At 71.8% G+C, this 25,702-nt stretch carries 20 protein-coding genes and 3 tRNA genes; 19 read left to right on the top strand and 4 right to left on the bottom strand.

Annotated features, from left to right (window positions below):
* Positions 1 to 84: 84 nt before the first annotated feature.
* Positions 85 to 753 carry a TetR/AcrR family transcriptional regulator gene (locus H299_RS37035; RefSeq protein WP_051262988.1) on the top strand — a complete coding sequence of 223 codons (669 nt, stop codon included), beginning with the start codon at positions 85 to 87 and terminating at the stop codon, positions 751 to 753.
* A gap of 177 nt (positions 754 to 930) precedes the next feature.
* The gene (locus H299_RS0130250; protein WP_027751494.1) at positions 931 to 2,418 is read left to right on the top strand and encodes an MFS transporter; all 1,488 of its coding nucleotides are present in this window, start codon (positions 931 to 933) and stop codon (positions 2,416 to 2,418) included.
* 39 nt (positions 2,419 to 2,457) lie between these two features.
* Here H299_RS0130250 and H299_RS0130245 read toward each other — a convergent pair whose 3' ends face one another.
* Positions 2,458 to 3,822 (bottom strand): helix-turn-helix domain-containing protein, encoded by a 1,365-nt coding sequence (locus H299_RS0130245; protein WP_027751493.1) that lies wholly within the window; start codon positions 3,820 to 3,822, stop codon positions 2,458 to 2,460.
* 206 nt (positions 3,823 to 4,028) lie between these two features.
* Between H299_RS0130245 and H299_RS0130240 the strand changes: the two genes are divergently transcribed.
* From H299_RS0130240 to H299_RS40055, 3 genes are all read left to right on the top strand, one after another.
* A complete protein-coding gene (locus H299_RS0130240) occupies positions 4,029 to 4,955 on the top strand; it encodes a proline dehydrogenase family protein (protein ID WP_027751492.1) in 927 nt (308 codons plus the stop codon).
* Between the two features lie 108 nt (positions 4,956 to 5,063).
* The gene (gene pruA / locus H299_RS0130235) at positions 5,064 to 6,695 is read left to right on the top strand and encodes an L-glutamate gamma-semialdehyde dehydrogenase (protein WP_027751491.1); all 1,632 of its coding nucleotides are present in this window, start codon (positions 5,064 to 5,066) and stop codon (positions 6,693 to 6,695) included.
* Positions 6,696 to 7,062: 367 nt separating this feature from the next.
* Entirely contained in the window at positions 7,063 to 7,209 is a 147-nt protein-coding gene (locus H299_RS40055; protein WP_199782529.1) for a hypothetical protein, read from the top strand.
* A gap of 53 nt (positions 7,210 to 7,262) precedes the next feature.
* Here the strand turns inward: H299_RS40055 and H299_RS0130225 are convergent, their stop codons facing one another.
* Positions 7,263 to 8,837 (bottom strand): purple acid phosphatase family protein, encoded by a 1,575-nt coding sequence (locus H299_RS0130225; protein ID WP_027751490.1) that lies wholly within the window; start codon positions 8,835 to 8,837, stop codon positions 7,263 to 7,265.
* 141 nt (positions 8,838 to 8,978) lie between these two features.
* On the opposite strand from H299_RS0130225, the gene H299_RS0130220 reads away from it, so the two are divergent.
* From H299_RS0130220 to H299_RS0130200, 5 genes are all read left to right on the top strand, one after another.
* Positions 8,979 to 10,016, top strand: coding sequence for a 3-isopropylmalate dehydrogenase (locus tag H299_RS0130220; protein WP_027751489.1), 1,038 nt, complete (start codon positions 8,979 to 8,981; stop codon positions 10,014 to 10,016).
* 265 nt (positions 10,017 to 10,281) lie between these two features.
* Positions 10,282 to 11,385, top strand: a complete 1,104-nt coding sequence (locus tag H299_RS0130215; RefSeq protein WP_027751488.1) for a branched-chain amino acid aminotransferase — start codon at positions 10,282 to 10,284, stop codon at positions 11,383 to 11,385.
* Positions 11,386 to 11,757: 372 nt separating this feature from the next.
* A complete protein-coding gene (gene cimA, locus H299_RS0130210) occupies positions 11,758 to 13,374 on the top strand; it encodes a citramalate synthase (RefSeq protein WP_037761448.1) in 1,617 nt (538 codons plus the stop codon).
* Between the two features lie 230 nt (positions 13,375 to 13,604).
* Entirely contained in the window at positions 13,605 to 15,170 is a 1,566-nt protein-coding gene (locus H299_RS0130205; protein ID WP_027751486.1) for an acyl-CoA carboxylase subunit beta, read from the top strand.
* 11 nt (positions 15,171 to 15,181) lie between these two features.
* Positions 15,182 to 15,406: an acyl-CoA carboxylase epsilon subunit gene (locus tag H299_RS0130200; RefSeq protein WP_027751485.1), complete on the top strand. Its 225-nt coding sequence runs from the start codon at positions 15,182 to 15,184 to the stop codon at positions 15,404 to 15,406.
* Positions 15,407 to 15,490: 84 nt separating this feature from the next.
* Here the strand turns inward: H299_RS0130200 and H299_RS0130195 are convergent, their stop codons facing one another.
* Positions 15,491 to 15,670 (bottom strand): hypothetical protein, encoded by a 180-nt coding sequence (locus H299_RS0130195; protein WP_027751484.1) that lies wholly within the window; start codon positions 15,668 to 15,670, stop codon positions 15,491 to 15,493.
* Between the two features lie 550 nt (positions 15,671 to 16,220).
* Here H299_RS0130195 and H299_RS0130190 point away from each other — a divergent pair.
* The 9 genes from H299_RS0130190 (at position 16,221) to H299_RS0130150 (ending at position 24,607) form a co-directional block, all read left to right on the top strand.
* The gene (locus tag H299_RS0130190; protein WP_027751483.1) at positions 16,221 to 19,901 is read left to right on the top strand and encodes a nitrate- and nitrite sensing domain-containing protein; all 3,681 of its coding nucleotides are present in this window, start codon (positions 16,221 to 16,223) and stop codon (positions 19,899 to 19,901) included.
* A 9-nt stretch (positions 19,902 to 19,910) separates the two neighbouring features.
* On the top strand, positions 19,911 to 20,324 hold the full coding sequence (locus H299_RS0130185; RefSeq protein WP_037761444.1) for a roadblock/LC7 domain-containing protein: 414 nt from the start codon (positions 19,911 to 19,913) through the stop codon (positions 20,322 to 20,324).
* Between the two features lie 67 nt (positions 20,325 to 20,391).
* Complete coding sequence (locus H299_RS0130180) at positions 20,392 to 20,805, top strand: DUF742 domain-containing protein (protein ID WP_027751481.1); 414 nt, start codon at positions 20,392 to 20,394, stop codon at positions 20,803 to 20,805.
* Positions 20,786 to 21,412: a GTP-binding protein gene (locus H299_RS0130175; protein ID WP_486587490.1), complete on the top strand. Its 627-nt coding sequence runs from the start codon at positions 20,786 to 20,788 to the stop codon at positions 21,410 to 21,412. Before H299_RS0130180 ends, H299_RS0130175 begins: the two co-directional genes overlap by 20 nt.
* Positions 21,413 to 21,832: 420 nt before the next feature.
* Positions 21,833 to 22,594 carry a fumarylacetoacetate hydrolase family protein gene (locus H299_RS0130170; RefSeq protein WP_027751479.1) on the top strand — a complete coding sequence of 254 codons (762 nt, stop codon included), beginning with the start codon at positions 21,833 to 21,835 and terminating at the stop codon, positions 22,592 to 22,594.
* The gene (gltX, locus tag H299_RS0130165) at positions 22,587 to 24,113 is read left to right on the top strand and encodes a glutamate--tRNA ligase (protein WP_037761440.1); all 1,527 of its coding nucleotides are present in this window, start codon (positions 22,587 to 22,589) and stop codon (positions 24,111 to 24,113) included. Before H299_RS0130170 ends, gltX begins: the two co-directional genes overlap by 8 nt.
* A gap of 209 nt (positions 24,114 to 24,322) precedes the next feature.
* A tRNA-Gln gene (locus H299_RS0130160) sits at positions 24,323 to 24,394 on the top strand.
* A gap of 43 nt (positions 24,395 to 24,437) precedes the next feature.
* Positions 24,438 to 24,510, top strand: a tRNA-Glu gene (locus tag H299_RS0130155).
* 24 nt (positions 24,511 to 24,534) lie between these two features.
* A tRNA-Glu gene (locus H299_RS0130150) sits at positions 24,535 to 24,607 on the top strand.
* A gap of 267 nt (positions 24,608 to 24,874) precedes the next feature.
* On the opposite strand, the gene H299_RS0130145 is transcribed toward H299_RS0130150, so the two are convergent.
* The gene (locus tag H299_RS0130145; protein WP_027751477.1) at positions 24,875 to 25,609 is read right to left on the bottom strand and encodes an IclR family transcriptional regulator; all 735 of its coding nucleotides are present in this window, start codon (positions 25,607 to 25,609) and stop codon (positions 24,875 to 24,877) included.
* Positions 25,610 to 25,702: the final 93 nt, after the last annotated feature.

Below are 25,702 nucleotides of genomic sequence, written 5' to 3'. Positions count from 1 at the left end.
CTCCACTTGGCCCCTACCGTGGTTCTAGGCGGAGGAAATTCATCCACCTAGGGCTTCGATGTCGGCCACCTCTGGAGGTGTGAGATGCGCGCGGACGCACAGCACAACCGTGAGCAGATCCTGCGGGCCGCCCGGCAGATCTTCGTCCATGAGGGGCCGGACGCCCCGCTCGACGAGATCGCGCGCCGGGCGGGTGTGGGTGTCGCCACCCTCTACCGCCGGTTCCCCAGCCGCGAGGATCTCGTGCAGGCCGTGGCGGTCAGCACCCTCCAGGGGCTCTACCAGGCGATCAGCAGCTCGGTGGAGCGGGAACGCGATCCGTTCGAGGCCTTGCGCCGCTCGATGCACGCGGCGCTGGACCTCAAGATCGGCGCCGTGATGCCCTCGCTGTACGGCCGGATCGAGCTGAACAGGCTGCTCGGCGAGGCTCCCGACGCCGTCGATCCGCTCCAGGAGCTGATCATCAGGGCGCAGGAGGCGGCACTTCTGCGGGCCGACGTGGTGCCGGGCGACGTCATCTTCATGATCATCCGGCTGACGCGCCCGATGCCCGGCGGGCGGTTCCCCGAGGACGACGCGCTCGCACACCGGCAGTTGGAGATCTACCTGGACGGCCTGCGCCCGTCGGCCGCCTGGCCGCGCGAGCAGCGCCTGCCCGGACCGGCCATCGGCGTCAGCTGGTTCCGGCGCATCCGCGAGCGCATGGTGGGCGGCTCGCCGGTCGCCACGGGGGCCGCGCGCCGCGAGCGGTAGGCCGGCGCCCGCCGCGCCCCGTCACCGGCGACCTCGGCACCCCTCGTACCCCACCCCTCCGTTCTCCCGCCTCCCGCCCGTCACCCGCCACACCCCTGACGTCCCGGCGCCCCGGCCCCGGAACCTCCCATGGCCCGACGGGCTCCCGAACCTGAGCATTACGAGAAAGGCAGTGTCATGTCCACAACCGAAGCGGCGCGGCCGCCGGAGGCCAATCCCCGGCGCTGGTTCGCCCTCGTCTTCATCGGCCTCGCGCAGCTGATGATCGTTCTCGACGTCACCATCGTGAACATCGCACTGCCCTCCGCGCAGGCGGAGATGAACATCAGCGACGGTGACCGCCAGTGGGTCATCACCGCCTACACGCTCGCGTTCGGCAGCCTGCTGCTGCTCGGCGGCAGGATCGCCGACTACACGGGCCGCAAGCGCGTCTTCATGATCGGCCTGTTCGGCTTCGCCGCGGCGTCCGCGCTCGGCGGTGCGGCGGCGAACTTCGGCATGCTGCTCGCCGCCCGCGGTCTCCAGGGCGTCTTCGCCGCGCTGCTCGCGCCCGCCGCCCTGTCGCTGCTGTCGGTGAGCTTCACCGAGCCGGGCGAGCGCGCCAAGGCGTTCGGCGTCTTCGGCGCCGTCGCGGGCGGCGGCGGCGCCGTCGGCCTGGTGGTGGGCGGCGCGCTGACCGAGTACCTCGACTGGCGCTGGTGCCTCTACGTCAACATCCCGATCGCCATCGTCGCCGCGTTCGGATGGTACGTGCTGCCCACCGACGTCCGCGGTACCCGGCGCGCCCACTTCGACCTGCCCGGCGTCTTCCTGGCCGTGACCGGTCTGGTGTCCGTGGTCTTCGGATGCAGCGAGGCCGAGTCCGAGGGCTGGGACTCGCCGCTCGTCGTCGGCGTGCTGACGCTGGGGGCCGTGCTGATCGGTCTCTTCGTCTTCGTACAGGCCCGGGTCCCGCAGCCGCTGCTGCCGCTGCGGGTGGTGATGCACCGCGCCCGCGGCAGCGCGTACCTCGCCGTGGCGCTCTCGATGATCGGCATGTTCGGGATGTTCCTGTTCCTCACCTACTACATGCAGGTGGTCAAGGAGTACTCGGCGGTCCTGACCGGTGTCGCCTTCCTGCCGCTGACCGGCGGCGTGCTGATCTCCGCGGGCGGTCTCGGCCCGCGCCTGCTGCCCCGGGTGGCACCGCGCCTGGTCATGGTGCCCGGCCTGCTGCTGGTCGCCTGCGGCACCGGCTGGCTCACCCAACTGGAGGCCGACACCTCGTACGCGGCCGGGGTGCTGCCCGCCGAGATCCTCGTCGGCCTGGGCATGGGCCTGGTGATGGCCCCGGCGATGAACTACGCGACGTACGGGGTCGGCCCGGAGGAGGCGGGTATCGCCTCGGCCACGGTCAACACCTCCCAGCAGATCGGCGGTTCCATCGGCACGGCCCTCCTGAACACCGTCGCCACCAGCGCGACGGCCGACTACATCGCCGACCGCAAGCCGACTCCCGAGGTGCTCAAGGACGGGCTGGTCGACGGCTTCGCGAAGGGGTACGCGGTGGCGACCGCCGTACTCCTGCTCGCGGCCGTGCTGATCTCCCTGCTGATGAACACCCCCCGGCCCCGGCGGGACTCCCAGGCACCGGTGAGCGACATGCCCGCCGCACACCTGGGGTGAAGCGTCGCGCGCTCCCCCCGGCGCGCGGCACCGCACGGCTCATCGGAACGCGGCGTTCCCGGTGAGCCGTGCGGCTTTGAGTGCCATGTGCAGCAGCAGGCGGTCGCCGCCCGCCCGCAGGTCGAGGCCCGTCAGCGCCTCGACGCGGGAGAGCCGGTAGTAGAGCGTCTGCCGGTGGATGCCCAGCTCCGCCGCCGTACGCCCGGCCTGGCCCGCGTGGTCGAGGAACACCTCGGCGGTGCCCGCCAGTTCGCGCTGCGCGGGGGCGAGCAGGGGCCGTACGGCCGGATCGGGCTCCAGGGGCGCGGGCAGCGCGGTCAGCAGCCGGTAGGGACCGAGCGCCGCCCACTCGGCGACCGGCCCGTGGCGCGGGTCCGCGCGGGCGACGCGGGCTGCGGCCACCGCCTCCCGCCAGGCCGCGACCAGCCCGGTGAGCGCGACGCCCGGGGTGCTGAGCCCGGCCGTGCCCAGCGTCCCGGACGGCGTCGTCCGCAGCAGGCGCTCCGCCACCGTGCGGGCCGGGGCCGGCTCGTCCGGGGCCCGCAGGCGCACCAGGACGGCCAGCGGGCCCCCCGCACCGCCCCGCCCGGCGGTATCGGCCGCCGGGCCGGGCGCGCCGTCGGCGGTCGCGGGCAGCACGCAGCTCGCCGCCACGCTGGGCAGCCCGGCGGCGCCGGGCGCCCGCCCCGTTGCGGCGTCCGCCGGGGCGCCGTCCGCGCGGTGGGGCGCTCCGCCCCGGGCGGCGGGCGCGGCGCCCGGCCCGCCGCGCCGCTCGGCGCCCTCTGCCGCGCCGTGGGGCTGGTCCGGCCGCGGCAGCACCGCCACCAGCGCCAGCGGTTCCCGCGCCGTCGGCCCCAGCGCGGTGCGCAGCTCGGCGGTGACCTCGTCCCGGCCGCCGGAGCCGCCGAGCAGGTCCCGGAGCAGCTCGCCCGTACGCGCTCCCGCCCGCGCCTCGTCGGCCAGCAGTCCCCCGATGCGGTCCGCCGTCCTGGCGGCCCGGGCCAGGCGCGGGTCGGCCAGGTCGAGCGCGCCGTCGTCCAGCAGCCAGACGTAGCCGTAGACCACGCCGTTGTGGCGCACCGGCAGGCACAGCCGCCCCGTCACCACGCCCACCGCCGGATCGAGCGGGGTGCCGCCCGGTCCGCCCGGGTCCGGGGCGGGGATGCGTACCGGCCCGGTGGCGCGGGTGATGCCGAAGCTCTCGAACCACTCCCGTACGGCCGCGGACGAGCGGCGGTGGAGGATCGAGCGGGTGCGCACCGGGTCGAGGGCCGGGTCGGGGCCGTCTTCGGGGCCCTCGTGCGCGCCGAAGGCGATCAGCCCGAAGTCCCGGTTCTCCAGCGTCGCCGGGGTGCCCAGGAGCGTGGAGACCTCGTCGATCAGCTCCTGGTAGTCCTCGCGCATCCGGTGCCCGCCCTTCCCCGTGCCCTGTGCCTGCTCCGCCCCACCATTCTCATACAGATGTCTGAGATCGGGGACACAGATGCGTGACAGCTGTCGATGGCCGTTCGGCGGGCGGGGTCCTTAGGTTGCACTCAGGAGCCCGGCCGGCCTGCCCGCCCGTCCGGCGTCGCCGCTCCGCCGTCAGCTCATTCCCCCGGAGGTGCCCCGTGCTCGGTCCCGTGCTCCTGGCTGCCGCACGCAGCGACAGCATCCGCCGCCTCGTCTCGGCCGCACCGGTCACCCGCCCCGTGGTCGACCGGTTCATCGCCGGGGAGCGGCTCGACCAGTCGGTGCGCAGCGTCCACGCCCTGACGGAGCGCGGCCTGGACGTCACCCTGGACCACCTGGGCGAGGACATCACCGACCGGGCGGAGGCCCTGCGCAACCGGGACGCCTACCTCGCGCTGTGCGCCGCCCTGGAAGGCGGCGGCCTGGGCACCCGCGTCGAGATGTCCGTGAAGCTGTCCGCCTTCGGGCAGGCGCTGCCGGGCGGCCACGACATCGCCTACGAGAACGTCCTGCCGGTGGTGGAGAGCGCGGCGGCCTCCGGCACCACTGTCACCCTGGACATGGAGGACCACACCACGGTCGACTCCACCCTCGCCATCCTCGCCGATCTGCGCCGACGCTTCCCGCAGACCGGGGCGGTCGTGCAGTCCTACCTCTTCCGCACCGAGGACGACTGCCGCGCCCTGTCGGGGGAAGGCTCCCGGGTGCGACTGGTCAAGGGCGCCTACCGGGAGCCCGCCGAGGTCGCCTTCCAGGACAAGCGCGAGGTCGACCGGGCGTACGTCCGCTGCCTGAAGATCCTGATGGCGGGCGACGGCTACCCCATGATCGGCTCCCACGACCCCCGGATGGTGGCCATCGGGCAGGAGCTGGCCCGCCGGCACGGCCGCAAGCAGGACGAGTACGAGTTCCAGATGCTCTTCGGCATCCGCGAGGCGGAGCAGGCCCGGCTGGTGGCGGAGGGCCACCGGATGCGCGTGTACGTCCCGTACGGCACAGACTGGTACGGCTACTTCATGCGGCGTCTCGCGGAGCGCCCGGCCAACCTCGCGTTCTTCCTGCGCGCGCTGGCCGGCCGCCGCTGACGCCCGGCCGCGGCGGGCGGCGCAGCGGTACGCCACCGCGTGACGGCGGCGCCCCCCTTTGAACCTCCTCACCGAACACCCTCGAAACGCGAAGGAGACACGGCAGCCATGGACGCTGTGACCCACGTCCCCGCCCCGTACAACGAGCCGGTGCACACCTACGCGCCCGGCAGCGCGGAGCGTGCCCGCCTCGAGCGAAAGCTCAAGGAGCTGGCCGAGAACCCGGTCGACCTGCCGATGACCATCGGCGGCCGGAAGCGGATGGGCGGCGGCGCACGTTTCGACGTCGTGCAGCCGCACAACCACAAGGCCGTGCTCGGCACCTACGCCAACGCCACCCGCGACGACGCGCAGGAGGCGGTCGACGCCGCGCTGGCCGCCGCCCCGGCCTGGCGCGCCCTGTCCTTCGACGACCGGGCCGCGATCATCCTCAAGGCCGCCGAACTGCTGTCCGGGCCGTGGCGCGAGACGATCGCCGCCTCCACGATGCTGGGCCAGTCCAAGACGATCCAGCAGGCGGAGATCGACGCCCCCTGCGAGCTGATCGACTTCTGGCGGTTCAACGTGCACTTCGCGCGGGAACTGCTGGCCGAGCAGCCCCCCATGCAGCCCAAGGGCGTCTGGAACCGGCTGGACCACCGGCCGCTGGAGGGCTTCGTCTACGCGATCACGCCCTTCAACTTCACCGCCATCGCGGGCAACCTGCCCACCGCGCCCGCCCTGATGGGCAACGTGGTCGTCTGGAAGCCGTCACCCACCCAGACGCACTCCGCCATCCTCCTGATGGAGCTGCTGGAGGAGGCCGGGCTGCCCAAGGGTGTGATCAACCTGGTCACCGGCGACGGCCTGGAGGTCTCCGAGGTCGCGCTGCCGCACCCGGAGCTGGCGGGCGTGCACTTCACCGGCTCGACCGCCACCTTCCAGCACCTGTGGCGGACGGTCGGCGAGAACATCTCGGGCTACCGCTCCTATCCCCGCATCGTCGGTGAGACGGGCGGCAAGGACTTCATCGTCGCGCACCCCACCGCCGACCCCGCGGTGCTGAAGACGGCGATCACCCGCGGCGCCTTCGAGTACCAGGGGCAGAAGTGCTCCGCCGCCTCCCGCGCGTACATCCCGCGCTCGCTGTGGGAGGGGGGCCTGCGCGAGGAGCTGGCCGCCGAGGTGGACGGCCTGACCATGGGCGACGTCAGCGACCTGTCGAACTTCGTCGGCGCCGTCATCGACGACCGGGCCTTCGCCAAGAACAAGGCCGCCATCGACCGCGCGCGGTCCACCCCCAGCTGCGAGATCGTCGCGGGTGGCACGTACGACGACTCGGTCGGCTACTTCGTGCGGCCGACGGTGATCGCCTGTACCGACCCGGAGGACGAGGTCTTCAAGACCGAGTACTTCGGCCCGGTCATCGCTGTGCACGTCTACGAGGACGGCGACTTCGACGCCATGCTCGACCAGATGGAGTCGGCCTCCGCCTACGCCCTCACCGGTGCGGTACTGGCCAAGGACCGCGCGGTGCTGGCCGCCGCGTCGGAGAAGCTGCGCTTCGCGGCGGGCAACTTCTACCTGAACGACCGGCCGACCGGGTCGATCGTGGGCCAGCAGCCGTTCGGCGGCGCCCGTGCCTCGGGGACGAACGACAAGGCGGGCTCGAAGTTCAACCTGCTGCGCTGGATGTCGCCCCGTGCCATCAAGGAGACCCAGGTCGCGCCGACCGACTACCGCTATCCGCACATGGGGTGACGCACCCCGCCACTCTCGCACCCGCTGGAGCCCGGCGCCCCGCCCGGGGGCGCCGGGCTCCAGCGCGTGCGGGGCCGTGCCGCACCGTTCCCGGGCGTTCCCGGGCGTTCCCGGGCGCGACGATTCACCCGTTCGGATGAGTCCGGCCGGGCTCGCCGTCTCAGATAGTAGGAAGCCCAAGTAAAAACGAGACATCGCCTCCGCCAGCTCTTACCGTGGAGGAAGCCGAACGTCGCGCTCCATCGAGCGAACGCGGAGCAGGCGCGCTGACACACGCGGGTGACCCCCGCCGCAGCGCACGCCCCCGCACCCTTCCGGCGCGCTGAATCCGCCTTTGTGAAGCCATGCGCAGAAGGAGTTGCCGACCATGGACGAGACCACTCGCCGCCGTGCCGCCCGCCACACCTCGATCCGCAACGGCCGGGACGGCCGGGACGCCGACCGCAGGAACGCCGCCGCCGCCCTCCAGCGCGCCCTGGACCGCCGGGACAACGGAGGCGCGACCGGGCACTGAGTGCCCGGGGGTGCTCCCCGGCCGCCCGCTCCCCGCCCGCCAGGCTCCGGCGGTCACGTACGGCGCACGGTGAAGTGGTCGACGCGCCGTCCCGACTCCGCCAGCGCCGAGACCTCCAGTTCGGGCCTGCGGCCGGGCCGCGACTCCACCGCGAGGAACGAGAAGCCGGTGTAGCGGACCCTGGACCACTCGACGCTGTCCGGCTCGCGGTCGCCGTCCTTCGTCCAGTGGAACGTGCGGACGTGGTCGCGCTCCCTCTCGTGGCCCTCGTAGCTGTCCGGCACGGGGAAGTCGTAGAGCTTCCGCCCCGCGCCGCCCGCCGTGACGTAGACGGTGCCCTCGCGCGCGGGGTCGACGGTGCCGCCGACGGGCAGTGCGCGCGTCGGCTCGTGGCGCCGGAGCGGGTCGGTGCGCTCGTAGACATGGTTGTGCCCGTTGACGACCAGGTCGACCCGGTGCTCCTCGAAGAGCGGCACCCACTCCTGCCGTACGCCGCCGTCCGAGGCGTGGGTGCTCGTGGAGTAGGCGCAGTGGTGGAAGAAGACCACGACGAAATCGATGCCGGGTGTGCCGCGCAGCCGGCCGAGCCGGGCGTCGAGCCAGCGGGTCTGCGCACCGCCGGTGTAGCCCCGGTTCGCGGGGATCTCGTACGAGACGTCGTTCGCGTCCAGTGCGACCACCCCGACGTTGCCGTAGACGAACGAGTAGACCCCGGGCGCGTTCTCGGCGTCGGGGCCGTTGTCCGGCAGGGACCAGCGCGCGGCCTGGCCCCCGTAGCCGCTCGGCGAGTACCACGCCTCCATGTCGTGGTTGCCGGTCGTCACCATCCAGGGCACCCGGGCCGCCACCGGCTCCGTCTGCGCGAGGAACTGGTCCCACACCCGCGCGTCGTAGGTGTCTCCCTTCTCGCCCTGGCCGCTCTCGTCGGCGTAGCAGATGTCGCCCGCGTGCAGGTGGAAGGAGGGGTTCTGGCCCAGCAGCTGCTGTCCGCCCGCCAGCGCGGCGTAGCTGACGCCCTGGTCGCCGAAGGCGGTGAAGACGAACGGCTCGCTCCCGCGAGCCGGGGCGGTGCTGAAGGAGCCCAGGGTCGAGAGGCGTTCGGCCGCGGTGGGGTCGAAACCGTCGTGGCCGACCCCGTAGTAGTAGGTCGTGCCCGGCCGCAGGTGGTCCAGGGCGGCGTGCAGGTAGAACTGCTCGACCTCGGGGAGGTCCGGCGTGAGCGCGGGCGTACGCAGCGCGCGCACCTCCGCCTCGAACTTCCGGCTCAGCTCCCACGGTTCGGTGCCCACCCGCAGATACGGCTTGCGTACCGCGAAGGGGACCTGCCAGGACACCCGCATCTGGGTCCGCGGATCGGCCCCGAAAGCCAGGTGCCGTCCGAAGGGCGCCACCAGCGAGCCGAGCACCCGTACCGACGAGGGCGCCGGGGTGTGCCCGCGCCCGCCGTCGCGCGCCCCTTCCGCGGTGCAGGCCGCGAGCCCGCCGCCGCCGAGCGCCGCGGCCGCGGTGAGGCCTCCGCCGCGCAGTACGCCGCGCCGGGAGAGGCGGGAGCGCAGGTACTCGTGCTGCTCGGCCATGCTCATCCGCCCGGCGAGGTGCTCCGGAATCCCCATCCGTGGTGTCTCCATGGGGGTGAAGTTCCCAGCGGGGGCCAACTTCTGGAAGACTCCGGGCGGTCGGCACGGTGAAGCACACCCGTCCGGCAGGTCGTTCGTCCGGGATGTGGACCGGTGGTGTCAGCTCCTGGGACGGGAGGTAGGGTCCGCAGCATGTCGCGCAGCCTGAATCTCGCAGTGATCCCCGGTGACGGAATCGGCCAGGAGGTCGTGGCCGAGGGACTCAAGGTCCTGACCGCCGTCCTCCCGCAGGACGTGAAGCTGGAGACCGAGAGCTACGACCTCGGCGCGCGGCGCTGGCACGCGACCGGAGAGACCCTCCCGGACGCCGAGCTGGAGCGGCTCAAGAGGCATGACGCGATCCTGCTGGGCGCCATCGGCGACCCGTCCGTCCCCTCCGGGGTCCTCGAGCGCGGGCTGCTGCTCAAGCTGCGCTTCGCCTTCGACCACTACGTGAACCTGCGCCCCTCCAAGCTGTTCCCGCAGACGGCGACGCCGCTGGCGGGCCGCCCCGAAATCGACTTCGTCGTCGTCCGCGAGGGCACCGAGGGCCCCTACGTCGGCAACGGCGGCAGCCTCCGCACCGGCACCCCGGCCGAGGTCGCCACCGAGGTCAGCCTCAACACCGCCTACGGCGTGGAGCGCGTCGTCCGCGACGCGTACGCCCGGGCCGCGGCCCGGCCGCGGAAGAAGCTGACGCTCGTGCACAAGAACAACGTGCTCGTGTACGCGGGGCACCTGTGGAAGAATCTCTTCGACAAGGTGGGCCAGGAGTACCCCGAGGTCACCACCGACTACCTGCACGTCGACGCCGCGACGATCTTCTTCGTCACCGACCCCGCGCGCTTCGACGTGATCGTCACCGACAACCTCTTCGGCGACATCCTTACCGACCTGGCCGCCGCGGTCTCCGGCGGCATCGGTCTCGCCGCATCCGGGAACATCAATCCGGCGGGCGACTTCCCCTCGATGTTCGAGCCGGTCCACGGCTCCGCGCCGGACATCGCGGGCACCGGCAAGGCCGACCCCACCGCGACGATCCTCTCCGTCGCCCTGCTGCTGCGCCACCTCGGCCACGAGACCGAGGCCGTACGCGTCGAGGACGCCGTATCCGCCGACCTGGCGGAGCGCTCCGGCGCCCGTACGACCACCCAGACCGGCGACGCGATCGCCGTACGAGTAGCAGGCTGAGCCCGCCCGCCGCGGCGCCGCGTCCCGGAGAACCCGTCCGGACGCGGGCCGCGCGCCCGGCCGGGCCTCGCCACCCCGGCCGCTGGGCAACCGAGCGGTTGGGTGTCACCATCTATTGCAGGGCCGCCACCCGCGTCTGTCTTCCGGTCACCAGCGAGCGATAATCGAACTCGGGACCGGCCGGAGTGCGACGAGAAGCTCGGACGTCCTAGTACACCGGGCGGCGGGACGCGGTCCGTCAAGACACTCAGTGAAGGACGCGCTCATGACGACGCCCCGAATCGATTTCGACCTCAAGCCCTCGGCGCAGCCGCTGTCCGACGCGGAGCGCGAGGCGCTGCTGCTCAGCCCCGGCTTCGGCCGGCACTTCACGGACCACATGGTCACCATCAGGTGGACCGAGGGCCGCGGCTGGCACGACGCCCAGCTCCAGCCGTACGCGCCGCTCCAGGTGGACCCGGCGAACATGACGCTGCACTACGCGCAGACGATCTTCGAGGGCCTCAAGGCGTACCGCCAGCCGGACGGCTCGGTGGCGACGTTCCGCCCCGACGCCAACGCCCGCCGCTTCCAGAACTCCGCCCGCCGGCTGGGCATGCCGCAGCTTCCGGTGGAGACGTTCATCGAGGCGTGCGACGTCCTGGTGCGGCAGGACCGCGGCTGGGTGCCGAGCGAGCCCGAGCAGTCCCTCTACCTGCGGCCGTTCATGTTCGCCACCGAGGTCGGGCTCGGCGTGAGGCCCTCCGCGGAGTACCTCTTCATGGTGATCGCCTCACCGGCGGGCGCGTACTTCCCGCGCGGGGTCAAGCCGGTCTCGGTCTGGCTCTCCCAGGAGTACGTCCGTGCGGCCCCGGGCGGCATGGGCGAGGCCAAGACCGGCGGCAACTACGCCGCCTCGCTGGTCGCCCAGGCCGAGGCGGCCGAGCAGGGCTGCGACCAGGTGGTCTGGCTGGACGCGCTGGAGCGCCGCTGGATCGAGGAGATGGGTGGGATGAACCTGTGCTTCGTGCGCGGGTCGGGCCCCGAGGCGACCATCCTCACCCCGGAGCTGACCGGCACGCTGCTGCCGGGCATCACCCGTGACTCGCTGCTGACGATGGCCCGGGATCTGGGGTACGGCACGGAGGAGACCCGCATCTCCACCGACGACTGGCGCGAGGGCAACGCCGACGGCACCCTGACCGAGGTGTTCGCCTGCGGTACGGCCGCGGTGATCACGCCGGTCGGACAGGTGAAGTCCGCCGCCGCGCAGTGGACCGTCGGCGACGGGCAGCCCGGTGCCATCACCACGCAGCTGCGTGAGCGACTGCTGGCGCTCCAGACCGGCCAGGCTCCCGATCCGCACGGCTGGATGCACACGCTGGCCTGAAGCTCCGCCGCCTTCGCACGGCGCTGCCCCCGCACCGCACGCGGCGGTGCGGGGGAGCCGCCGAGCGCCGGCGCTTCCGCATCGTGAGACCGTTCCGCACAGGATGGCCGGATCGTGTCAGAATCCGACCGTGCTCCCGTTCGCCATGATTATTGGTGACAGCGCGCCGGTCCTCAGTGACCACTGACCGCACCCATCCACAGCGGCAGTGGACATCGTGTCCCAGACCCGCGCGCAGACCTCTCGCACCCGCGAGGGGTTTTTTCGTTTTCCGGCCCACCGAGCCGGACGACGGGAGCGCACGGGATGATGGGGATAAGTGGAGCCGGGAATTCCGTATCCCTCGCTCACCCCGACAGGAGCTTGACCACTATGACGAAGGACGTCCCCAGCGACGACTTCCATGTCTTCGACACCACGCTGCGCGACGGCGCCCAGCGCGAGGGCATCAACCTGAGCGTCGCCGACAAGCTGGCCATCGCCCGCCACCTGGACGAGTTCGGCGTCGGCTTCATCGAGGGCGGCTGGCCCGGCGCCAACCCGCGTGACACGGAGTTCTTCCAGCGGGCACGGAGCGAGATCCCCTTCCGGCACGCCCAGCTCGTCGCCTTCGGCGCCACGTGCCGGGCGGGAGTGCGCGCCGCGGACGACCCGCAGGTGGCCGCCCTCGCCGACTCCGGCGCGCCCGTGGTCACCCTGGTCGCCAAGTCCCACGACCGGCACGTCGAGCTGGCCCTGCGCACCACCCTGGAGGAGAACCTCCGGATGATCCGGGACACCGTCTCCCACCTGCGGGGGCTGGGCCGCCGCGTGTTCCTCGACTGCGAGCACTTCTTCGACGGATACCGGGCCAACCCCGGCTACGCGAGCGACGTCGTCCGCACCGCGCACGAGGCGGGAGCAGAGGTCGTGGTGCTCTGCGACACCAACGGCGGCATGCTCCCCGCCCAGATCCAGGAGGTGGTGGCGGCCGTGCTGGCGGAGACCGGCGCCCGGCTCGGCATCCACGCGCAGGACGACACCGGCTGCGCGGTCGCCAACACCCTGGCCGCCGTGGACGCCGGGGCCAGCCACGTCCAGTGCACCGCCAACGGCTACGGGGAGCGCGTCGGCAACGCCAACCTCTTCCCCGTCGTCGCCGCGCTCCAGCTCAAGCTGGGCCGCGTGGTGCTCCCCGAGGGCGCGCTCGCCGAGATGACCAGGATCTCGCACGCGATCGCCGAGGTCGTCAATCTGACCCCCGCCACCCACCAGCCCTACGTCGGCACCTCCGCCTTCGCCCACAAGGGCGGCCTGCACGCCTCCGCGATCAAGGTGGACCCGGACCTCTACCAGCACATCTCCCCGGAGCTGGTCGGCAACTCCATGCGGATGCTCGTCTCGGACATGGCCGGCCGCGCCTCCGTCGAGCTCAAGGGCCGGGAGCTGGGGTACGACCTGACGGGCGACCGCGAACTGGTCGGCCGCATCGTCGCGCGCGTGAAGGCACAGGAACTGCGCGGCTACTCGTACGAGGCGGCGGACGCCTCCTTCGAACTCCTGCTGCGGGAGGAGGTGTACGGCCGGGTGCCGGGCTTCTTCCGGCTGGAGTCCTGGCGGGCCATCGTCGAGGACCGTCCTGATGGCACCCACGCGAACGAGGCGACCGTACGGCTGTGGGCCAAGGGGGAGCGGGTCGTCACCACGGGCGAGGGCAACGGGCCGGTACACGCGTTGGACCGGGCGCTGCGCGTCGCGCTGGAGCGGATCTTCCCGCAGCTGGCCAGGCTGGAACTGGTGGACTACAAGGTCCGCATCCTGGAGGGCAGGCACGGCACCGAATCCACCACGCGGGTGCTGATCTCCACCAGTGACGGCAGCAGCGAGTGGTCCACCGTCGGTGTCGCGGACAACGTCATCGCCGCCTCCTGGCAGGCCCTCGACGACGCCTACACCTACGGACTGCTGCGGGCCGGGGTGACCCCGGACGCCGAGGCCGGGCAGGGCTGACCCCGCCGGGCAGCGTATGACGGGGGCACCGCGGGGTCGCGCGAGCGCGGCTCCGCGCTCCCTCGCGAGCCCTGTGGGATCTCAACAGCCCACCTTCGTCCGGCTGGGAGACTTCCACGCTTGGCACCTGTCCAGGGGTGCGGTTCTGTCCAGCGCAGCCATGAATCGGGCGCGGAGACTGTACGAATCTGACGACGGCGTGGCGGGCGTGGGTTTCGTAGGGTCTATACATGACCGATCAGTCTCAGGACTCCCGTGGCCGCGTGGCCGAACTGCACGCTCTCCGGGAGCAGGCCCGCCGCGGGCCGAGCGAGAAGGCCACGGAGGCGCAGCACGCCAAGGGGAAGCTGTCGGTCCGGGAACGGATCGACCTGCTGCTCGACGAGGGGTCCTTCCGCGAGGTGGAGGGGCTGCGCCGGCACCGCGCGACGGGGTTCGGGCTGGAGGAGAAGCGGCCCTACACCGACGGTGTGGTGACCGGCTGGGGCCTGGTGCACGGCCGGACGGTGTTCGTGTACGCGCACGACTTCCGCATCTTCGGCGGCGCGCTGGGTGAGGCGCACGCCGCGAAGATCCACAAGATCATGGACATGGCCATCGCGGCGGGCGCCCCGCTGGTGTCGCTGAACGACGGCGCGGGAGCCCGTATCCAGGAGGGTGTCTCCGCCCTCGCCGGATACGGCGGGATCTTCCAGCGCAACACCCGGGCCTCCGGGGTCATCCCGCAGATCTCCGTGATGCTGGGTCCGTGCGCGGGCGGCGCGGCCTACTCGCCGGCGCTGACGGACTTCGTGTTCATGGTGCGCGAGACCTCGCAGATGTTCATCACGGGCCCGGACGTGGTGCAGGCGGTGACCGGCGCCGAGGTCACGCAGAACGGCCTGGGCGGCGCCGACGTGCACGCGGGCACCTCCGGGGTGGCGCACTTCGTCTACGACGACGAGCGCGGCGCGCTGGAGGAGGTCCGCTACCTGCTGTCGGTGCTGCCGGCCAACAACCGGGAGAACCCGCCCTCGGTGGAGTCCACCGATCCGGCCGGCCGCAGCTGCGACGCGCTGCTGGACCTGGTGCCCGCCGACGGCAACCAGCCCTACGACATGCGGGCGGTGATCGAGGAGCTGGTGGACGACGGGGAGATCCTGGAGATCCACGAGCGCTGGGCCACCAACGTCCTGTGCGTACTGGCCCGGCTGGACGGCGAGGTGGTGGGCATCGTCGCCAACCAGCCGCAGTCGCTGGCGGGCGTGCTCGACATCGAGGCGTCCGAGAAGGCGGCCCGGTTCGTGCAGATGTGCGACGCCTTCAACATCCCGCTGGTGACCCTGCTGGACGTGCCGGGATTCCTGCCCGGTGTCGACCAGGAGCACGGCGGCATCATCCGGCACGGCGCCAAGCTGCTCTACGCGTACTGCAACGCCACCGTGCCGCGGGTCTCGGTGGTGCTCCGGAAGGCGTACGGCGGCGCGTACATCGTGATGGACTCGCAGTCCATCGGCGCGGACGTCACCTACGCCTGGCCGACGAACGAGATCGCGGTGATGGGCGCGGAGGGCGCGGCCAACGTGGTCTTCCGCAGGCAGATCGCCGCCGCCGACGATCCGGAGGCGATGCGCAGCCGGATGGTCAAGGAGTACAAGGCCGAGCTGATGCACCCCTACTACGCGGCGGAGCGGGGCCTGGTCGACGACGTCATCGACCCCGCCGAGACCCGGCAGGTGCTCATCGAGACGCTGGCCATGCTCCGCACCAAGCACGCCGACCTGCCCGCCCGCAAGCACGGCAACCCCCCTCAGTGACGGAGAGAACGATGACGACGACCACGACAGCGGCCCCCGCGGGCGCACCGGCCAACCTGGTGCGGCTCGAGCGCGGCCTGGCGGAGCCGGAGGAGCTGGCCGCGCTCACCGCCGTGCTGCTCGCACGCGCGGCGGCGCACAGCCGGCCGGCCCCGGCGGCCGGGCGCAGCCGGGCGGCCTGGCGGCGGCTGGAGCGCCAGCACGGCTTTCCCACGGCGCACAGCTGGCAGCGCTGACCGCGCCCGTACGCCAGAAGACCCCGGGACACCTTCTCGCAAGGTGTCCCGGGGTCTTCTGGCGGTAGGGTCGGGCGGGGACGCTCAGACGCTGCCGGGGATGTCCATGAGCACGGTACGGCGCGGGTTCGCGGTCCGCTCCGGGAGCTGGGTCTCGTGACCGGTCTCGAGGGCCTCGGCGGTGAGTTCGTCGGTGTCCTTGAGGTGGGCGAGGGTGGTGCGCCGCGGGTTGGCTATGTTGTTCGTGATCATCGTGGTCTTCACGTGAGATGTCCCCAGCGAGTCGCTTGTCGTTTCCGTACAGCCTGTAAATGCTGAGGGTAGGTGCGCTATTCCCTCCGCCGACGTGATCTAGGCAACTCCCGGCATGTGAGTTTTCTCACTTAGGTGGGAGCAAAAGAGACAAAACTCCCGATCAATTCCATACTCGGGAACGGACAACAAGGGGCAGAAGTGAAGATTATGTGTTCACTCGCTGCCAGTGGGAGACGGTGATCGCGCGAGGTGTTCGCCCGGAAGGCCCGTTTTGTGGTGTGGGTTTTCTACCGTCGGTGATCCGATATCTGCGTAGCGTCACGTGTGTCACAGGCTTATCCACAGCCCTTGTTGGAGATCCAGCACTGTGCTGGAATTCCACGGACCGCCGCGGGAACAATCAGCCGGCGCGCAGGGGGCGCAGACCAAGCGCCGCGCGGCGGCACTGAGGGGACGCGCCGGTCACTCACGACGCCCAGGGGGCCCTGGAACCCCCATGACTCGATACCGTGCCGCCGCCGCAAGCGGCGGGACGCCTGGTCCAGAGGTTGCGACGCTAGTGCAGGGACGTTTCAAGAGGGATGGCAGCGCTGAGGGAGACCCGGAGCTGCGCGGTTCGGCCAACCGCGGCTCCTCTCCCCAGCGCGCCCACGGGAGCGGGCCGGCCGTAGCCGCCCAGGACTCCGACAGCGGCGCGAGCGGCAAGAGAGCGGGCGGCAAGAAGTCGGGCGGCAAGAAGGACGGCAAGGGCGCTGCGAAGTCCGCCAAGGACAGCGCACCCACCGGCCCCGGCTCCCGCCTCGCGCTGCGCAACTGGCGGATCAGCACGCGCCTGGTGTCCCTGCTGGCCCTGCCCGTGGTGGCGGCCACCACGCTGGGCGGGCTGCGTATCCAGGACGCTCTGGACAACACCGAGCAGCTCGACAAGATGAAGCTCCTCACCGAGATGACGGAGCACGCCACCGAGCTGGCCGCCGCCCTCCAGGAGGAGCGCGACAAGTCGGCCGGTCCGCTCATCAGCCAGGGCAACGACAAGGACGACGCGGTCGTCGCCGCCCGTGAGGACACCGACCGGGCACGTCAGGCGTTCCACGAGAACACCAGCGACATCAACTCGGACGACGAGGTCCTCTCCGGCGTCCAGACCACCGTGGTCGACATCACTCGCCAGCTGAACGGCATCAAGCAGATCCGGGAGGCCGCGTACGACAACGAGGAGTACACCTCCCAGACGGTCGACCGGTACAGCAGGCTCATCGAGTCCCTTCTCTCGCTCTCGCTCGACATGGCGCAGGCCACCAGCAACAGCGAGATGATCCAGAGCACCCGCGCGCTGGCCGCGTTCTCCTCGGCGAAGGAGTTCGCCTCCGTCCAGCGGGCGATCATCAGCGCCGGCCTGGCCCGCAAGGACGGGCCCGAGCTGTCGCAGACGGACCGCCTCTACGCCAGCACCGCGATGACCAGTGAGGACGCCAAGCTCACGACGTTCGGCCAGATCAAGAACAAGGGCGCCGCCGAACTCCTCAAGCCCCTCGAGGGCGGCATCGTCAACATCACCGCGGCCGACACCTACCGCGACCGCGTGCTGAAGTCGGCGAACGGCATCAAGCGCGAGCAGCGCTCGTACATGGACTGGTACGACCAGGACAGCAGCAAGATCGACGAGATGGGCAAGATCGAGGCGACGCTGCTCTCCGAGATGGAGCAGCAGGCCCGCAAGCTCCGCTCCGAGGCGCAGCGGGACGCCATCGTCAACGGTGTCGTCATCTTCCTCGTCCTGGGCATCTCCCTGGTGGGCGCCTTCGTCGTGGCCCGCTCGATGGTCCGCTCGCTGCGGCGGCTCCAGGACACCGCCCAGGACGTCGCGCGCCGGCGTCTGCCCGAGCTGGTCAAGCAGATGTCCGAGGCGGAGCCGCAGGACGTGGACACCTCGGTCGAGTCCGTCGGTGTGCACAGCCGGGACGAGATCGGCCGCGTGGCCGCGGCGTTCGACGACGTCCACAGCGAGGCCGTCCGGCTCGCGGGCGAGCAGGCGCTCCTGCGGGGCAACGTCAACGCGATGTTCACCAACCTCTCGCGCCGCAGCCAGGGCCTCATCCAGCGCCAGCTGTCCCTCATCTCCGAGCTGGAGTCGCGCGAGGCTGACCCGGACCAGCTCTCGTCCCTCTTCAAGCTCGACCACCTCGCCACCCGCATGCGCAGGAACGGCGAGAACCTGCTGGTGCTCGCGGGCGAGGAGCCCGGCCGCCGCTGGACCAGGCCCGTCCCGCTGGTCGACGTGCTCCGCGCTGCGGCCTCCGAGGTGGAGCAGTACGAGCGCATCGAGCTGAGCTCCGTCCCGCCCACCGAGGTCGCGGGCCGCGTGGTCAACGACCTCGTGCACCTGCTCGCCGAACTGCTGGAGAACGCCACCTCGTTCTCCTCCCCGCAGACCAAGGTCAAGGTCACCGGTCACGCGCTGCCCGACGGCCGGGTGCTGGTCGAGATCCACGACACGGGCATCGGCCTGTCCCCGGAGGACCTCTCCGCGATCAACGAGCGGCTGGCCAACCCGCCGACGGTGGACGTCTCCGTCTCCCGCCGCATGGGCCTCTTCGTGGTCGGCCGCCTGTCGCTGCGGCACGGCATCCGCATCCAGCTCCGCCCGTCCGACTCCGGCGGCACGACCGCGCTGGTCATGCTTCCCGTCGACGTCGCCCAGGGCGCCGCGCAGAGCAATGGGCCCGGTGCCAAGGGCAAGCCCGGCCCCGTCCCGCCCAACGGCGCACCGAACCTTCCCGGCGGCGCACCCAAGGGCGGCCTCGCCGCGGCGCTCCAGCGGGAGCCCAGGGCCGGTGCCACCAGCCGGCTCGGCGCGGTCCCGCCGCGCGGGCAGGTCGCGGGCGGCTCCCAGCGTCCCGCGCTCCCCGGCAGCGGCAGCGGGGAGACCGGCCGTAACCGCGGTGCGGGCCTGCCCACCCGTCCGCTCGGCGGCAGCTCCGCCGGAGCGGACCCGGGCGGCACAGCCACCGACTTCTTCGGCACCAGGAGCGGCCCCCCGGCCGCCGCCCCGCCGCAGGCGCCCCCGCCGAACGGCGCGGGTCAGCCCCCGGCGCCGCCGCTGCCCACCCGCAGCGGCTCCGCGGGCGAGCTGCCCCCGCGCCCGCGGAGCGGCGGTCCCGGCGACACGGGTGAGTTCCCGCAGCCCGGGTTCCCCGCGCAGCAGACGCCCGCGCAGTCCAGCGGGCCGGGTGACACGGCCGCGTTCGACCGCCCGGACTTCGACGGGCCGCCCCCGCCGGGCGTGCCTGGTACGCAGGACCGCGCGACCGATCAGGGCAGGCCCAGCTGGGCCAGCGCCGAGGAGACCCCGCGCGGCCACGACGACGCCGAGACGAGCGGCGAGTACCCGAGCCCCGGTTACCCGGCGGGCAGCCCGCAGGACACCGGCGAGTACGCACGCCCCGGATATCCGGAGCGGTCTTCGCAGGACACGGGCGAGTACCCGCACCCCGGTTACCCGGCGGGTCCGCAGGACACCGGGGAGTACGCACAGCCCGGGTACCCGGAGCGCTCCCAGGACACGGGGGAGTACCCGCAGCCCGCACAGCCCTCCTCGCCCGGCCAGAGCCCGCAGCACACGGGCGAGTTCGCGCTGCCTGCGGCGCCGCAGGCCCCTGGTCGGCAGCAGGACCCGGAGTTCGGCATCCCGGCCGGGCCGCCGGCCGCAGCCGACACACCCACCCCGATTTTCGAGTCGATGGAATCGAACTGGTTCCGTGGCTCCGGCGCGTCGCAGCCGCGTCCCGCATCGGCGGAGGCGGCACCCGAAGGCGACGTCCAGCAGCCGCAGGCGCGTACCCCGCGCCCCGGTCCCGCCTCTGCCATACCCGCGATGCCCCAGCGCGAGCCGGCCCGCGGCACTCTGGAGAACGGCGGCGGCGCCGGCACCGGGAACCCCCGCGACGCGGGAGCCAACTGGGGATCGCCTCCGAACGACGAGCGCTGGCGGCAGGCGGAGCAGCTTCGCCAGCCCGCGGCCGGTGGAGTCACCACCTCGGGACTGCCCCGCAGGGTGCCCAGGGCCAACCTGGTCGCGGGCACCGCGCAGCAGCAGTCGTCCGCGCAGTCCGGTCCCCAGGTCTCGCGTGCGCCCGACGACGTGCGCGGGCGGCTGACCAACCTCCGTCGTGGCATCCGGCAGGGCCGACAGGCCACGGATGGGCACGGCATCGGCCCCACTTACCAGCAGGAGCGTTAGTTGAGTCCGATGAGCCAGGCGGCGCAGAATCTGAACTGGTTGATCACCAACTTCGTGGACAACACCCCCGGTGTCTCCCACACGGTGGTGGTCTCCGCCGACGGCCTCCTACTGGCCATGTCCGAAGGGTTCCCGCGTGACCGTGCCGATCAGCTGGCGGCGGTGGCGTCGGGGTTGACCTCGCTGACGGCGGGGGCGTCCCGGATTTTCGAGGGCGGTGCGGTGAATCAGACGGTGGTGGAGATGGAGCGCGGTTTCCTCTTCATCATGTCGATCTCGGACGGTTCCTCACTGGCCGTCCTCGCCCACCCGGAGGCCGACATCGGCCTCATCGGGTACGAGATGGCCCTTCTTGTCGACCGCGCCGGGACGGTACTCACCCCAGATGTGCGCGCCGAACTGCAAGGCAGCATCCTCAACTGATCCGAAGCTCCCCACACCCGAGCACCACAGTCCGTCTCGTCGACCTCATGCCTCGCCCGGAGGAGCCATGACCCCGCCGCCCGCCTCGCCCGGCCCGTACGGTGTCCCGCACCATCAAGCACCGTACGGGGGTGAAGGCGACCAGCCGCTGGTGCGCCCGTATGCCATGACGGGCGGCCGGACCCGGCCGCGCTACCAGCTGGCCATCGAGGCTCTGGTGAGCACGACGGCCGATCCGGCGCATCTCCAGGGTCTGCTGCCCGAGCACCAGCGGATATGCCACCTCTGCCGTGAGGTGAAGTCGGTGGCGGAGGTGTCCGCGTTGCTGGCCATCCCGCTGGGCGTGGCCCGGATTCTCGTCGCCGACCTGGCCGAGGCCGGAATGGTGGCCATTCACCAGCCGGGCGGCACCGCTGAGCCAGGCGGCGCCCCCGCTGTGACCTTGCTGGAAAGGGTGCTCAGTGGACTTCGCAAGCTCTAGCCCACAGACAGGGCAGACAGGTCAGATGGGTCAGATGGGATACGGAGCGCCTGAGCCGCGAGCGGCTACCTCGGCCAAGATTGTGGTGGCTGGTGGGTTCGGTGTGGGGAAGACGACCTTCGTGGGTGCGGTCTCGGAGATCAATCCGCTGCGTACGGAGGCGGTGATGACGTCGGCGTCTGCGGGGATCGATGATCTGACGCATACGGCGGACAAGACGACGACGACTGTGGCGATGGATTTTGGTCGGATCACGTTGGATCAGGATCTGATTCTGTATTTGTTCGGTACGCCGGGTCAGGATCGTTTCTGGTTCATGTGGGATGACTTGGTGCGTGGTGCGATCGGTGCGGTGGTGCTGGTGGACACGCGTCGGTTGGCGGACTGTTTTCCGGCGGTGGATTATTTCGAGAATTCGGGTCTGCCGTTCGTGATCGCGTTGAACGGGTTTGACGGGCATCAGCCGTATACGCCGGAGGAGGTGCGGGAGGCGTTGCAGATCGGTCCGGACGCGCCGATCATCACGACCGATGCCCGGCACCGCGCCGACGCAAAGAGCGCGCTGATCACTCTCGTCGAGCACGCGCTGATGGCCCGCCTGAGATGACGTGACCGCGCCCCGCCTTCCTTGCCGGGGCGCGCTGTCCGACCTCACGCTTCTGCCCGCCCCCTCCTCCCGCCGTTGCCGCGGCCCCCGGCGCCGCCGCCCGCCCCGTACGGGGCGCGGGCCGAGCCCGGAGGCGGCCGTGTGCCGCGGCGCGCGCCCGTCGCGAGGGGGTCGGGCTCGCGGCCCCGTCCGGCGGCCGGAGACCGCCCCGTACGGGGCCCGCGGCCCCCGCCTCGCCTGGGCGCGAGGCGCTCCGCCTCCGGCCGTTGCGAGGACGTGAGCCCTTCTTCGCGCGGCGTACGGCGCCGGTCACGCCGCGTTTCCGCGCGGCGTGAGGACGAGCGGCCCCCGGCCGCGCGTGCCGGGTGACATACGCTGGGGTGCCGTCTCTCCGGAAACCGAAAAGCGTGAAGGACACCCGTGCGTATCGCCAGATTCTCTCTCGACGGGAACGTCGCCTTCGGTGTGGTCGAGGGCCAGGAACTCGACATCATCAAGGGCCATCCCTTCGCCGGATTCGAACGGTCGGGCACGCGCATCCCGCTGGACAAGGTCCGGCTGCTGCCGCCCGTGCTCCCCAACAAGGTCGTCGCGATCGGCCGGAACTACGCCGAGCACGCCCGGGAGCTGGGCAACGAGGTCCCCGACGCCCCGGTCGCCTTCTTCAAGCCGTCCACCTCCGTGGCCGGTCCCGGTGACCCGATCGTGTACCCCTCGTTCTCCTCCGAACTGCACTACGAGGCGGAGCTGGCCGTCGTCATCGGCCGGATGTGCAAGGACGTACCGCGCGAGCGGGTGCCGGACGTGGTCCTCGGCTACACCTGCGCCAACGACGTCACCGCCCGCGACGTCCAGCGGGCCGAGGCGCAGTGGGCGCGGGCCAAGGGCTTCGACACCTCCTGCCCGCTGGGTCCGTGGGTGGAGACCGAGGTGGACCCGGCCGACCTGGCCGTGCAGTGCACGGTCAACGGTGAACAGCGGCAGCTGGGGCGCACCAGCGAGATGCTGCGCTCCGTGGCGGACCTGGTCGTCCACATCACCGAGGCCATGACGCTGCTTCCCGGAGACGTCATCCTCACCGGCACCCCGGCGGGGGTCGGCCCGCTCAACGTCGGCGACGAGGTCGCCGTCACCATCGAAGGAATCGGCACTCTCACCAACAAGGTGATCAAGCGTGACTAACGCGACGAACGTCCGCGTACGTTTCTGTCCCTCCCCGACCGGCAACCCCCACGTGGGACTGGTCCGCACCGCCCTGTTCAACTGGGCGTTCGCCCGGCACCACGGCGGCACCCTGGTCTTCCGCGTCGAGGACACCGACGCGGCGCGCGACTCGGAGGAGTCCTACGAGCAGCTGCTGGACTCGTTGCGCTGGCTCGGCCTGGGCTGGGACGAGGGGCCGGCCCCGTTCGACCCCGCCGCGGCTCCCGGGGCGGTCGGCCCGCACGCCCCCTACCGGCAGTCCCAGCGGATGGAGATCTACCAGGAGATCGCGGCCAAGCTCCAGGCCGCCGGCCACGCCTACCGCTGCTTCTGCACCGCCGAGGAGCTGGAGACGCGCCGGGACGCCGCACGCAAGGCGGGGCGGCCGTCCGGCTACGACGGGACCTGCCGGGAGTTGACCGGGGAGCAGATCGCGGCGTACGAGGCCGAGGGACGGACTTCCATCGTCCGCTTCCGGATGCCCGACGAGCCGATCACCTTCACCGACCTGGTGCGCGGTGAGCTGAGCTTCGCCCCGGAGAACGTCACCGACTACGGCATCGTCCGCGCCAACGGAGCCCCGCTCTACACGCTGGTCAACCCGGTGGACGACGCGCTCATGGAGATCAGCCACGTGCTGCGCGGCGAGGACCTGCTCTCCTCCACCCCGCGCCAGATCGCGCTCTACCGCGCGCTCGCGCAGATCGGCGTCGGCAACGGCTCGATCCCGGCCTTCGGCCATCTGCCGTACGTGATGGGGGAGGGGAACAAGAAGCTCTCCAAGCGGGACCCGGAGTCCTCGCTCAACCTCTACCGCGAGCGCGGGTTCCTGCCCGCCGGGCTGCTCAACTACCTTTCCCTGCTGGGCTGGTCGCTCTCCGAGGACCGCGACATCTTCTCGCTCGACGAGCTGGTCGCCGCCTTCGAGATCGGCGACGTGAACGCGAACCCGGCGCGCTTCGACCTCAAGAAGTGCGAGGCGATCAACGCCACGCACCTGCGCGAGCTGTCCGTCGCGGACTTCACCGCCGCCTGCGCGCCGTGGCTGCGTGCGCCGTACGCGCCGTGGCGGCCGGAGGCGTTCGACCAGGCCGCGTTCGAGGAGCTGGCGCCGCTCGCGCAGACGCGGCTCACCGTGCTGTCCGACATCACGCAGAACGTCGACTTCCTCTTCCTGGAGGAGCCCGCCGAGGACGAGAAGTCCTGGCAGAAGGCGATGAAGCCGGGTGCGGCCGACGTGCTGCGCAGCATCCACTCCCGGCTCGCGGAACTGGACGGCGCGCACTGGCGTGCGGAGCCGCTCAAGGACGCGGTGCTGGCCGCGGGCGAGGCGCACGGTCTGAAGCTGGGCAAGGCGCAGGCACCGCTCCGCGTCGCGGTCACCGGCCGCACCGTGGGGCTCCCGCTCTTCGAGTCGCTGGAGATCCTGGGGCGCGCGCGGACCCTGCTGCGCGTGGACGCGGCCCTGGCGAAGCTGGCCGCCCAGCCCGAGGGCTGAGGAGGACCGGCTCGCGGCCGGGCCGTACCCCCGTGCGGGCGGGTACGGCCCGGCGGGGCCGCCACGCGGTGTCCTGGGAACAACCCGTTTTGGAGCGGGCAGCACGATCAGGTAATGTTCTTCCTGTCGCCGAACGGACCGGGCCGCAGGGCCGGGTCATACGGGAGGCGGCCACCCAGACGAGATCCCCGATGGGGATTGTGTTTTGGTGGGCTATGGTGTAATTGGCAGCACGACTGATTCTGGTTCAGTTAGTCTAGGTTCGAGTCCTGGTAGCCCAGCGCGATCTGCTTTTCGAGTAGATCGATGTTCAAAGAGATCGATGCCCCCGTTGTGTAGCGGCCTAGCACGCCGCCCTCTCAAGGCGGTAGCGCCGGTTCGAATCCGGTCGGGGGTACTGATTCTGCGGAATCACGCTAGGGCCCCCGTTGTGTAGCGGCCTAGCACGCCGCCCTCTCAAGGCGGTAGCGCCGGTTCGAATCCGGTCGGGGGTACACGATCAGCTGGATTGCAGCACCAGAAGCAGCACAGAGAGCCCTCCGCCGCGGCGGAGGGCTTTTTCGTGTGCGCGCTCCGTCGCCTCGCCCCGGGTGCGCCCCGTACGGCGGTCCGGCGCGCCGCTGTACGGGGCCAAGCCCCGTGTGGGCGGCGGCGGTTGCGCGCGCCTCGGGGCCGCGCCCGAGGCCGGGCGGCAAAGCGCCCCGGCCCTCGGTGGCGGCCCGGCGGTCCGGCCGCACCTCCCGGTGCCCCGCCGGTCACGCTCAGAGACCGCCGCCACGCCGCAGCGACTCGCTCAGCCGCGCCGCCGCGTCGACGATCGCCTGCGCGTGCATCCGCCCCGGATGCCGGGTCAGCCGCTCGATCGGCCCGGAGACGGAGACCGCCGCCACCACACGGTTCGACGGCCCGCGCACCGGCGCGGAGACGGAGGCGACCCCCGGCTCCCGCTCGCCGATCGACTGGGCCCAGCCCCGGCGCCGTACGCCGGAGAGCGCGGTGGCCGTGAAGCGGGCGCCCTGGAGGCCGCGGTGCAGCCGCTCCGGCTCCTCCCAGGCCATCAGGATCTGGGCGGCCGAGCCTGCCTTCATGGGCAGGGTGGAGCCCACCGGCACGGTGTCCCGGAGCCCGGAGAGCCGCTCCGCGGCGGCCACGCAGATCCGCATCTCGCCCTGGCGGCGGTAGAGCTGGGCGCTCTCGCCGGTGATGTCGCGCAGGTGGGTCAGTACCGGTCCGGCCGAGGCGAGCAGCCTGTCCTCGCCCGCCGCCGCGGCCAGTTCGGCCAGTCGCGGGCCGAGGATGAACCGGCCCTGCATGTCCCGGGCCACCATCCGGTGGTGCTCGAGGGCCACCGCGAGGCGGTGCGCCGTCGGGCGGGCGAGCCCCGTCGCCCCGACCAGGCCGGCGAGCGTGGCCGGGCCGGACTCCAGGGCACCGAGGACCAGAGCCGCTTTGTCCAGTACGCCCACTCCGCTCGTGGCGCCGCTAGTGTTGTCCATGCGTCGATACTTGCGTCTCAGAGTGTGAAACGCAAGTTCAAATTTCCGCCGCACCCGCCAGTCTGTGGAGACGGCCACCATCCGGCGCGTGGG

It is taken from the genome of Streptomyces sp. CNH287 (genome assembly GCF_000424825.1).
This window is presented reverse-complemented; position numbering and strand designations above follow the sequence as displayed.

What these genes read in the sequence shown, in the direction of transcription:
- H299_RS0130250 (WP_027751494.1), top strand. Translation starts at nt 931, where the DNA reads ATGTCCACAACCGAAGCGGCGCGGCCGCCGGAGGCCAATCCCCGGCGC.
- H299_RS0130215 (WP_027751488.1), top strand. Translation starts at nt 10,282, where the DNA reads ATGACGACGCCCCGAATCGATTTCGACCTCAAGCCCTCGGCGCAGCCG.
- H299_RS0130220 (WP_027751489.1), top strand. Translation starts at nt 8,979, where the DNA reads ATGTCGCGCAGCCTGAATCTCGCAGTGATCCCCGGTGACGGAATCGGC.
- H299_RS0130200 (WP_027751485.1), top strand. Translation starts at nt 15,182, where the DNA reads ATGACGACGACCACGACAGCGGCCCCCGCGGGCGCACCGGCCAACCTG.
- H299_RS37035 (WP_051262988.1), top strand. Translation starts at nt 85, where the DNA reads ATGCGCGCGGACGCACAGCACAACCGTGAGCAGATCCTGCGGGCCGCC.
- H299_RS0130145 (WP_027751477.1), bottom strand. Translation starts at nt 25,609, where the DNA reads ATGGACAACACTAGCGGCGCCACGAGCGGAGTGGGCGTACTGGACAAA.
- pruA (WP_027751491.1), top strand. Translation starts at nt 5,064, where the DNA reads ATGGACGCTGTGACCCACGTCCCCGCCCCGTACAACGAGCCGGTGCAC.
- H299_RS0130185 (WP_037761444.1), top strand. Translation starts at nt 19,911, where the DNA reads ATGAGCCAGGCGGCGCAGAATCTGAACTGGTTGATCACCAACTTCGTG.
- H299_RS0130205 (WP_027751486.1), top strand. Translation starts at nt 13,605, where the DNA reads ATGACCGATCAGTCTCAGGACTCCCGTGGCCGCGTGGCCGAACTGCAC.
- H299_RS0130245 (WP_027751493.1), bottom strand. Translation starts at nt 3,822, where the DNA reads ATGCGCGAGGACTACCAGGAGCTGATCGACGAGGTCTCCACGCTCCTG.
- cimA (WP_037761448.1), top strand. Translation starts at nt 11,758, where the DNA reads ATGACGAAGGACGTCCCCAGCGACGACTTCCATGTCTTCGACACCACG.
- H299_RS40055 (WP_199782529.1), top strand. Translation starts at nt 7,063, where the DNA reads ATGGACGAGACCACTCGCCGCCGTGCCGCCCGCCACACCTCGATCCGC.
- H299_RS0130225 (WP_027751490.1), bottom strand. Translation starts at nt 8,837, where the DNA reads ATGGAGACACCACGGATGGGGATTCCGGAGCACCTCGCCGGGCGGATG.
- H299_RS0130180 (WP_027751481.1), top strand. Translation starts at nt 20,392, where the DNA reads ATGACCCCGCCGCCCGCCTCGCCCGGCCCGTACGGTGTCCCGCACCAT.